Source organism: Mesorhizobium sp. M7A.F.Ca.CA.002.05.1.1 (assembly GCF_003998335.1).
GTDB lineage: Bacteria > Pseudomonadota > Alphaproteobacteria > Rhizobiales > Rhizobiaceae > Mesorhizobium.
Genome location: NZ_RZQI01000533.1, coordinates 1 through 4,205 on the forward strand (window position 1 = coordinate 1; position 4,205 = coordinate 4,205).

The 4,205-nt window shown below is 59.0% G+C and carries 4 protein-coding genes; 2 read left to right on the forward strand and 2 right to left on the reverse strand.

What is annotated here, in order from left to right:
• Together EN939_RS23260 and EN939_RS23265 are read right to left on the reverse strand one after the other, a co-directional pair.
• A partial coding sequence (locus EN939_RS23260) for a glycosyltransferase (RefSeq protein WP_127269979.1) occupies positions 1-497 on the reverse strand: 497 nt, incomplete at its 3' end.
• Between the two features lie 33 nt (positions 498-530).
• On the reverse strand, positions 531-2,519 hold the full coding sequence (locus EN939_RS23265; protein WP_164748808.1) for a nucleoside-diphosphate sugar epimerase/dehydratase: 1,989 nt from the start codon (positions 2,517-2,519) through the stop codon (positions 531-533).
• 321 nt (positions 2,520-2,840) lie between these two features.
• Between EN939_RS23265 and EN939_RS23270 the strand changes: the two genes are divergently transcribed.
• Together EN939_RS23270 and EN939_RS23275 are read left to right on the forward strand one after the other, a co-directional pair.
• Positions 2,841-3,728: an ABC transporter permease gene (locus EN939_RS23270; RefSeq protein ID WP_236382859.1), complete on the forward strand. Its 888-nt coding sequence runs from the start codon at positions 2,841-2,843 to the stop codon at positions 3,726-3,728.
• Between the two features lie 7 nt (positions 3,729-3,735).
• A partial coding sequence (locus EN939_RS23275) for an ABC transporter ATP-binding protein (RefSeq protein ID WP_164751159.1) occupies positions 3,736-4,205 on the forward strand: 470 nt, incomplete at its 3' end.

The window sequence follows — 4,205 nt, forward strand, 5'->3', positions numbered from 1 at the left end:
ATTGTGTTGCCGCCGGCGATGCTTTGCACAAGCGCGTTGCGAAAGGATGGCGGCCGGGCAAACAGCGGCGAATGGCCGACAAGGCTTCCTGTTTCCGTCATGGTTGCGGTTCGCGAACAAAACATCAGCGGGGTTTTCGCATCTTGGGTCCGCATCCAGCTGATAGCGCTCTCCAGCCTGTCGGGCTCCCAGATATCGTCCTGGTCGCAGAAGGCATAGCAGTCCGCCTCGATGCGTCGGTCGACGATCATGGAGCGGAAATTGGCGGCGAAGCCTTGCCGCGGCCCCTCTACCAGCGTCATCCGCCCCTTGGGCCGCCAGCGGGATTTCCATGTCTCGATGATGGCGGTCGTGCCATCGGTGGAGCCATCGTCTGAAATCCACAAGTCGACCAGAGGGTGCGACTGCTCGAGCAGGGACTGCAGCTGCTCCTCGATGAAGGCGGCGCCGTCTTTCGTGCCCATCAGGACCGCGATGCGCAGATCATCTTTGCTCACGAGCAAGATCGCTTTCTGAATTCTGAACCGGGCCTAGCTCGCCTGCCCCGCCGTTTTCGGGATCGCGTCTTGACGTGCACTTGCCCTGGCCTTCTTGGCGCGGTCGAGACCTGCCAATGCGGCGAGCGCGGCAGCCTTGTCCTGATTTTTCGCCGACTGCTGCAGGGCCGAGAGCGCGACCTGGACATCCGACCATTCCACGACGTCCGTGCTGAGACCGAAAACCTTCGAGATGCCGAGTTCGACGAGTTCCTCGTCTTCGCCATGCAGCGTTTCGTGAAGTTTTTCGCCCGGCCTGATGCCCGTGAACCGGATCGCGATGTCCTTGTATGGGCTCTTTCCGGACAAGCGGATCATCGTTTCGGCCACTTCAAGGATCGGCACCGGCTTGCCCATGTCGAGCATATAGACGGCATAATCGTCTCCGCTCTGCCGCGACCCGGCATCGGCCGCCGACATGATGACGAGATCGACGGCTTCGGCCACGGTCATGAAATAGCGCGTCATGCGCCGGTCGGTGATGGTGACGGGCCCCCCAGCCTCGATCTGCGCCTGGAATATGGTCGCCACCGAACCATTGCTGCCGAAGACATTGCCGAACCGCACTGCAATGAACTTGGTGGCCGGGAGGCGCCCGCCCGTCTCGCCTGCCGGCGTGCCGTGCAAGGCACTGATGATCTGTTCGGCGGCCCGCTTCGTCATGCCAAGCACCGATGAGGGATCCACCGCCTTGTCGCTCGATATCAGGACAAATTGCGCAACCCCGCACTTGGCGGCAACCTCGGCGCAGACGAGCGTTCCGAAAATGTTGGTTTGAATGGCCGAATCCCAGTTCTCCTCGAGCAGCGGCACGTGCTTGAGCGCCGCGGCGTGAAAGATGATGTCCGGCCGGAATTCCGTGACGACACGCATTATCTGGCGCCGGTCGGAGACATCGACGATGCGGACCTTGAGTCGGTCATGGTCCTTCTCGTCAACATACTGGCTCAGCTGGAAGATGCCGAACTCGGAGTTGTCGGCGACCAGCACCGCCTCGGCTCCCAGTTCCAGCGACCGCTTGACCAGCGTCTGGCCGATAGAACCGGCGCCGCCGGTCACCAGAACGCGTCTGCCGCTGACAAAGGCGCCGATGCGCTGGATGTCGGACGCGACCGCCGGACGGCGCAGGATCGTTTCCATCTCGACGGTGTCGAGAACCAGCTTTCCGTGCTGTTCCAACTCCGAAAGGCCTGAGAACTGCACCACATTTATGTCGCCGTGCCGGGCAATGCGCACGAGTTCCGAATAGTCCTCGATTTCGTGCTCGGCGCCGCTGCCGAAAATCAGCAGGTCCAGGCTTTTGGTGCCGGTCGCGTAATCTTCCAGGACATCGATCAGACGCGGCAGGGTCGCCACCACGGGAACACCCTGAATCCGCGTGCCCAATGGCGCGCCGCGCTCGGTCGCCATGATGCCTGCGATGGAATAGTCAGCCGGTTGCGCCGTGCGCGTGAAGCGAATGATCAGGTCGGCCTCGCCGAGCCGGCCAACGAACAGCGCGCGCTTGGGCTCAGTATCATCGGACTTGCGGCCAAGAATGCCCCAGCTCGCGCCGTCACGCAGGAAGCGGTAGAATAGCCGGGGTGCCGATATGATGGTGAAGGAGACGAGGAAGAAGACGATGAACTGACGCTCGTTGAGCCCCGCCACCGGCCGGTAAAAACGCAGCAGCAGCGATGCCATGTAAAGAGTGAACGTCAAAATCGCGCAGCTCTTCAGGATGTTGAAAAAGTCCGGCGTCGAGGCGAAGCGCCAGACGGTGGTGTAGAGGCCACTGTAGCGGAACAGCAAATGGCTGATGACGACGATGCCCGCCCATGTCGCCAGACCCTCCTTGGAGAGCGCGTCGAACGAAAGATTAGACCGCGAAAGCACGAGGCTGAGTGCCACGGCGACCAGGACCATGACCACGTCCTGGACCATGATGAAGGCGCGCCGCATCTGTGGCCTGAGCCCGAACACAGCTTCTAGGTGGGAATTCATTGGACGGCACTAGACTCCAGGCTCAAGGGCATCGACACCAGCGAGGTGCGAACACGAAGTTACTTCGCGACCAATCACCTTGCTCAAGTGCTATCCCCGGCCCCCGCCGTCCTATATCGCATACTTCGGGGGCGGGGGCATAGCTAGAGGTTTTTTTTCGGACAAGAGGCTTCCAGTGGAGAACATGGATCATGCTCGGGCGATTGCCGTAAAGTCAACATTATCAAACGCTAATAGATAAGCCACGCAGCATCAGCATGCGCTCAGTTTTGCCGCAGTTGACTCTGCTCCCCACCGCGTTACGACGCAATGCGTTGCCATATGCCCATCGAAATGGCTATTAGAGACGGGCTTGGTGGTTCGCTATGGCCAGCGAAGAATAATGCGCCAGAACAACGGATTGCGATACTCCCAGCTATGATTGCGGCACTAAACGGCGCTTTTGACGACATCTCAAAGGCCATGAGATTACACCGGGTCTGGATCGCGCTTGCCCACGAGGACATCGGCGATCAGCACAGACGCACGACGCTCGGCCCGCTTTGGATGCTGGTCAATTATCTGGCATTCATTGGCACTTTCATCTTCGTTTTCAAGACCAAAGACACGGATTCGGCCGGATACACGGCCTATGCTTCGATCGGCCTGGTTGTCTGGTTCTACCTCATGGAGATGATCAGCCTGAGCGTGCCCCTGTTCTCCCGCGAAGCCAGTTTCATTCAAGGCACGAGGCTGCCACTCTTCGTGTATGTGATGCGGCTGACGGTGCAATGTGTCATCCGAGCGAGCTATTCGGTGGCGGGTTGCATCGTCATCCTGCTGCTGAGCGGCTTGGGAATCAGCGCTGAGTGGCTATTGTCTGTCCCGGGGTTATTGCTGATTGTGCTCGCGACCCCTGCAATCGTAACGGTTTTCGCATTCCTGGGTGCATTCTTTCCCGATGCCCAGTTCATCGTCGGCAACATCATGCGGGTCGGTACGTTTCTTACGCCAGTCTTCTGGGCCTATCATGGGCAAGGCGGTATACAGAACTATGCCTATCATTGGAATCCGTTCACATATTTTCTGGAAGTGGTGCGCGCGCCAATCGCGAGCGGCGACTTCCCAATGCATGCCTTTGCTGTGACCGCCTACATCTCTTTGGCTTTCTGGGCGGTTGCGTTGCTGCTGCTGGGCGGATATCGCAAGCGCGTCGTTTTCCTGATCTGAGCTCAAAATGATTTCCATCAAGCTGGACAATGTCAGCCTCGCCTACCGCCTCTACGAAAAGTTGACGCTTACGGCGCCTGACCGGCGCCTGGGTGGTCTTGGAGGCAAAATCGGACGTTCCGGCGGCAAGCAGGTCGTGCAGGCGCTGGAAGATGTCAGCTTTGAACTCAAAGCAGGCGATCGGTTAGGCTTGGTCGGCCCAAACGGGGCCGGCAAGACGACACTGCTCAAGGTGTTGTACGGCATCTATCAGCCATCGTCCGGCATAGTAGCCATCGAAGGCAAAGTCGACGCTTTGTTCAACATCAACATAGGATTTCGCCCCGAAGCGACGGGGCGGCGAAACATTGTTCTGAGGGGTTTGATCAGCGGGTGGACCGAGGCCGAGATCCAAGAAAAAATGCCGGAGATCATCGCCTTCAGCGAACTTGGCGACTTTATCGATGTCCCTTTCAAAACCTATAGCCAGGGTATGGC